Consider the following 3,720-nt stretch of genomic DNA (forward strand, 5'->3'; position numbering starts at 1 on the left):
TAGTTAAACAATATCACCTTTAGACAATAGGCATTTCCATGAAAAAACTCATCCTCGCTTCTGCGCTGGTCTTCGGCCTGGCCGCCTCCGCCCAGGCAGGCGTGCTGACCTTTGACGATATCGGCACCCCGGGCGGCATCACCGGCTTGGGAAGTGGTTTCGTTGAACAGGGCTTCCGGTTCAGCGCAAATTCCGACGTCGTCGACGTATCGCCGGCCGGCAGCTGGAGCAATGGCGTCGGCGATGGCCACAGCGGTCACTTTGCCGCCCTCAACGACTTCTCGGGCGATATGGATATGACCAAGGTGGGCGGCGGCACTTTCTCGGCGCAGTCGCTGTGGCTGAACGGTTGGCAAGGCGCCGCGTTCACTTCCCATGTACAAGGCCTGCTGAACGGCGTGGTGGTTGGCGATGTGGCCGTCACCTACAGCAACCCTTGGCAGCTGGTCAACCTGGGCTTTACTGGAATTGACACTTTGCGCGTCTCCGGTGGCATTTTCCTGGTGGACGACATCACGGTCAACGCTGCCGCCGTACCGGAACCGGGCAGCCTGGCCCTGGTCGGCCTGGGTTTGGCCGGTGCGGCCGCCCTGCGCCGCCGCAAGCAAAAAGCCTGATAGATCGAAGCAGCGGGGGCTGCGATAATAGCGTTCTTTTGAATCTTCGAAGCACGCTATGGCCCTCGCTCTCAACCTGATCATCATCGTCCTTGCCCTGGTGACCCTTGTCTATCTGCTGAAAGGAAAACCGCAGGCGCCAGCCTTTACGCCCAAGGACAAACCAGCCGCCGGCTCCTACACGCCGCTACCTGAAGGCGAGCCTGCCCACCACTGGTCCGACAATGGCCGCTTCCAGCTGGAAGTGCTGGGCGAGTCGCGCTACTACGAGACCATCCGCGAACTGGCGGGCGAGCACGGCGATGCCAGCGCCGATGTGCGGCACCCTGYCCTGCTGCTGCCGGACGATCATAATCCCTACGAAGACAAGGCCGTTGCCGTCTTCCTCAGTGGCCACATGGTCGGCTACCTGGCGCCGAAAGACGCTATCGCTTTCCGCGAGCGCCTGGCGCGTCTGGATCTTTCCGGCAAACTGACGTCCACCGAAGGCGTGGTGCGCGGCGGCGGCCTGTATGAAGGCAAGCGCCTGTCTTATTCCGTCAACCTGGATATCGAACCAAACGCCTGACCTCCTCGCATCGGAGTATCATTGCCTGATGCAAGTGAGGAGGCCGATATGGACCGTGAACGCGCAAAGGCCGGCGACGCCGTCCGGCCAATCGGCTGGCATCGCAAGATGCTGGTAGTCCGCACCATGCCCGGTCCCAATGGCACCGGCGATGATGACGATGTCGTGTGCCGCTGGCACGATCGCGATGGCGTCCACCAGCAAACCTTCAAAGCGGGCCAGCTGGAGGTTCTGAACTCTGCCGCACAGGCGCATAACCCCGCGCGCCGGACCCTGATGTGAAGTAAAGGCTGAGCACAGCCGCCAGCACGCAGGCAATGCCCGCCAGCTGGCGCGGCCCGATCGCCTCATCCAGCAGCCACCACGCAAAAATCATCGCCGACGCCGGCGTCACCGCCGTAAAGAGCGAAGCCTCCGCGCCGCTGACGCGCGCCGATCCCGCATACCAGAGCACATAGCCGCCCACCGTCGGCACCAGTGCGTAGTAAGCCACCGCCGCCAGCGCCGGCGTACCCGCTTGCGGATGAGCTTCGCCCAGCGCGGGGCCGATCGCCAGCAGCAGCCCCACACCGCACATGATGGTCGACAGGGGCAGCGCACCAAGCGGCGTACGCAGCTTCTTGTTGAGCAGGACGAACAGACCCTCGCAGGCAACGGCACCGAGCACCAGCAAGTTCCCTTGCCAGCCGCTCGCGTCGCCGCTACGGGTTGTCGCAATCAGCACGCCGGCCGCCGCCAGCACCAGCGCCGCGATCAGCGCGGGTTTGGGACGTTCCCCCAGCACGAACACCGCCATCAGTGCTGATACGACCGGCAGCGTGCCTAGCACCACCGAAGCATTTGCCGCTGAGGTGTGCTGCAAGCCTGTCATCAGCAGCACGGTGTAGCCGACGCTGCCCGCGCCCGCTTGCRGCACGAGCAGCATTGCATCGTGCTTATCGGGACGCGGCAGACGCTCGCCTTTCACCCGCATCAGCAGCAGAAAGACCGGTAGCGCCAGCGCCAGACGCAGCGCAGTTGCGGTGAACGGCGGCAGTCCCGCCGCAATCAGTTTGCCCGCAACGACGGTGCTGCCCACCGTCAGCGAGGCCGCCGTGAGATACAGATAACCCAGCATGATTCCTCCCTCAAAAACTTCGAGGGTAGGCAGGCGCGGCGGCGGCGTCTTGAACGTTATTGCTGTCAGGCGCAGGCGCGCGCGTAGGCGRCGGGCGCGATGCCGTATTTGCGGACGAAGATGCGGGTCATATGGCTTTGGTCGGCAAAGCCGCTGGCTGCCGCGGCTTCCGCCAGCGGCGTGCCGCGCGCGATCAGCGCACGCGCCATGGCAATGCGGCGCTGAACGAGGTAAGCATGCGGCGTGAGTCCCGTCGCGCGTCCGAATGCGCGTACCAGATGGAAGCGGCTGATGCCGGCTGCTTGCGCCAGGTCGTCCAGCGACAGTTCGGCCCGAGGGTCATCGTCAATCAGCTCGCGCGCCCGCAGGACGCCCGCTGGCCCCGGTGTCCGCACCCGTGCCGAAGCCGATGCGGGTGCCGATGCGGACGTTGAGGCGGAGTCCGCGCCGCGGTCGCGCGGCCAATACAACGTCTGCGCCATCAGCCGTAGCAGCTCCTGCTCAGCGGCCAACCCGGCGGCCGCAATCTGCGGCTCCGTCACGGCGCGATACAGCGCCACGAACGCCGCCGGCAGCCGGGCATCGTGCATCACCGGCTCGTTGAACTCCAGCTGCATCAGCCGGCCCTCGCTGACGTCACGCACCGCCGCGCCTACCACCGGCGGGTCAAGATACAGCATGCGCCACGAGCGCACGCCATCGCCAATCGGCATCCCGTCATGTACTTCGCCCGGATTGACGGTCACCAGATCACCCGCCCCGGCCTCCACCATGCCCCGCCCGCTGAATGACTTCTGCGCTCCGCGCACAAACAGGCCAATGCCAAATTCTTCGTGCGTGTGCCGGGAGAACGAATGATCGCTACAGGCCTCCACCGCGTGGACGCCCGGCAGGGTACAGCGAACCGACCGGAATTGAGCACTGGCCATCTGGATAAGAATCTGAGGTGTCAGCCGGCCAGTATAAGGTAAGGCGCGTGGGCCAGTGCACCTGCGCCGCGCCGCAACGTCGTGCATCGGCATAGATATGCTCAATGAGTGCGCGGCCTACGCCAACGCCGCGCGCATCGTGCGCAACAAACAGGTCTTGCAGATAGCAGTGATTGTCCGCCGTCCAGGCAGATCGATGATAAATCGAATGCGCCAGGCCCAGTGCGCGGTTTCCCGCTATCGCAAGCACCGCATGCACTGGCTCGACGGGGTCCAGCAAGCGCGCCCACGTCTTGCGCGTCACGGAATCAGGGAGATCAACATCGCAGCACCGTTGATAGGCTTTCCATAGCGGAAGCCAGATATCAAAATCCTCGCTGCCGATGACCTTGATCTCCCCTGATTCCATGTCACCGCTGGTTTCAGATCGAGCCAGCCGGCGCAACGGCTGGGAAGTCTTTCTCGGGATCGAACACGTTATTGATAAAG

The 3,720-nt window shown here is 64.0% G+C and carries 6 protein-coding genes; 3 read left to right on the forward strand and 3 right to left on the reverse strand.

Features of this window, described 5'->3' with window-relative positions; all coding sequences use genetic code 11:
- Nucleotides 1-38 precede the first annotated feature (38 nt).
- The 3 genes from AB4Z11_RS26380 to AB4Z11_RS26390 are packed head-to-tail and all read left to right on the forward strand — an operon-like array spanning nucleotide 39 to nucleotide 1,467.
- A complete protein-coding gene (locus tag AB4Z11_RS26380; RefSeq protein ID WP_442028808.1) occupies nucleotides 39-617 on the forward strand; it encodes a PEP-CTERM sorting domain-containing protein in 579 nt (192 codons plus the stop codon).
- A gap of 58 nt (nucleotides 618-675) precedes the next feature.
- Entirely contained in the window at nucleotides 676-1,185 is a 510-nt protein-coding gene (locus tag AB4Z11_RS26385) for a hypothetical protein (RefSeq protein WP_442028809.1), read from the forward strand.
- 48 nt (nucleotides 1,186-1,233) lie between these two features.
- The gene (locus tag AB4Z11_RS26390) at nucleotides 1,234-1,467 is read left to right on the forward strand and encodes a hypothetical protein (RefSeq protein WP_442028810.1); all 234 of its coding nucleotides are present in this window, start codon (nucleotides 1,234-1,236) and stop codon (nucleotides 1,465-1,467) included.
- Here AB4Z11_RS26390 and AB4Z11_RS26395 read toward each other — a convergent pair.
- The 3 genes from AB4Z11_RS26395 to AB4Z11_RS26405 form a co-directional block, all read right to left on the reverse strand.
- The gene (locus AB4Z11_RS26395; RefSeq protein ID WP_442028811.1) at nucleotides 1,394-2,302 is read right to left on the reverse strand and encodes a DMT family transporter; all 909 of its coding nucleotides are present in this window, start codon (nucleotides 2,300-2,302) and stop codon (nucleotides 1,394-1,396) included. The two genes, AB4Z11_RS26390 and AB4Z11_RS26395, sit on opposite strands and share 74 nt — an antisense overlap.
- Nucleotides 2,303-2,367: 65 nt before the next feature.
- Nucleotides 2,368-3,231 carry an AraC family transcriptional regulator gene (locus tag AB4Z11_RS26400; RefSeq protein ID WP_442028812.1) on the reverse strand — a complete coding sequence of 288 codons (864 nt, stop codon included), beginning with the start codon at nucleotides 3,229-3,231 and terminating at the stop codon, nucleotides 2,368-2,370.
- The coding region (locus tag AB4Z11_RS26405; RefSeq protein ID WP_442028813.1) for a GNAT family N-acetyltransferase at nucleotides 3,164-3,720 on the reverse strand (557 nt) is incomplete at its 5' end. The genes AB4Z11_RS26400 and AB4Z11_RS26405, both read right to left, overlap by 68 nt.

Origin of the sequence: Pseudoduganella sp. RAF53_2, assembly GCF_052113985.1 — a bacterium.
Classification (GTDB): Bacteria; Pseudomonadota; Gammaproteobacteria; order Burkholderiales; family Burkholderiaceae_D; genus Rugamonas.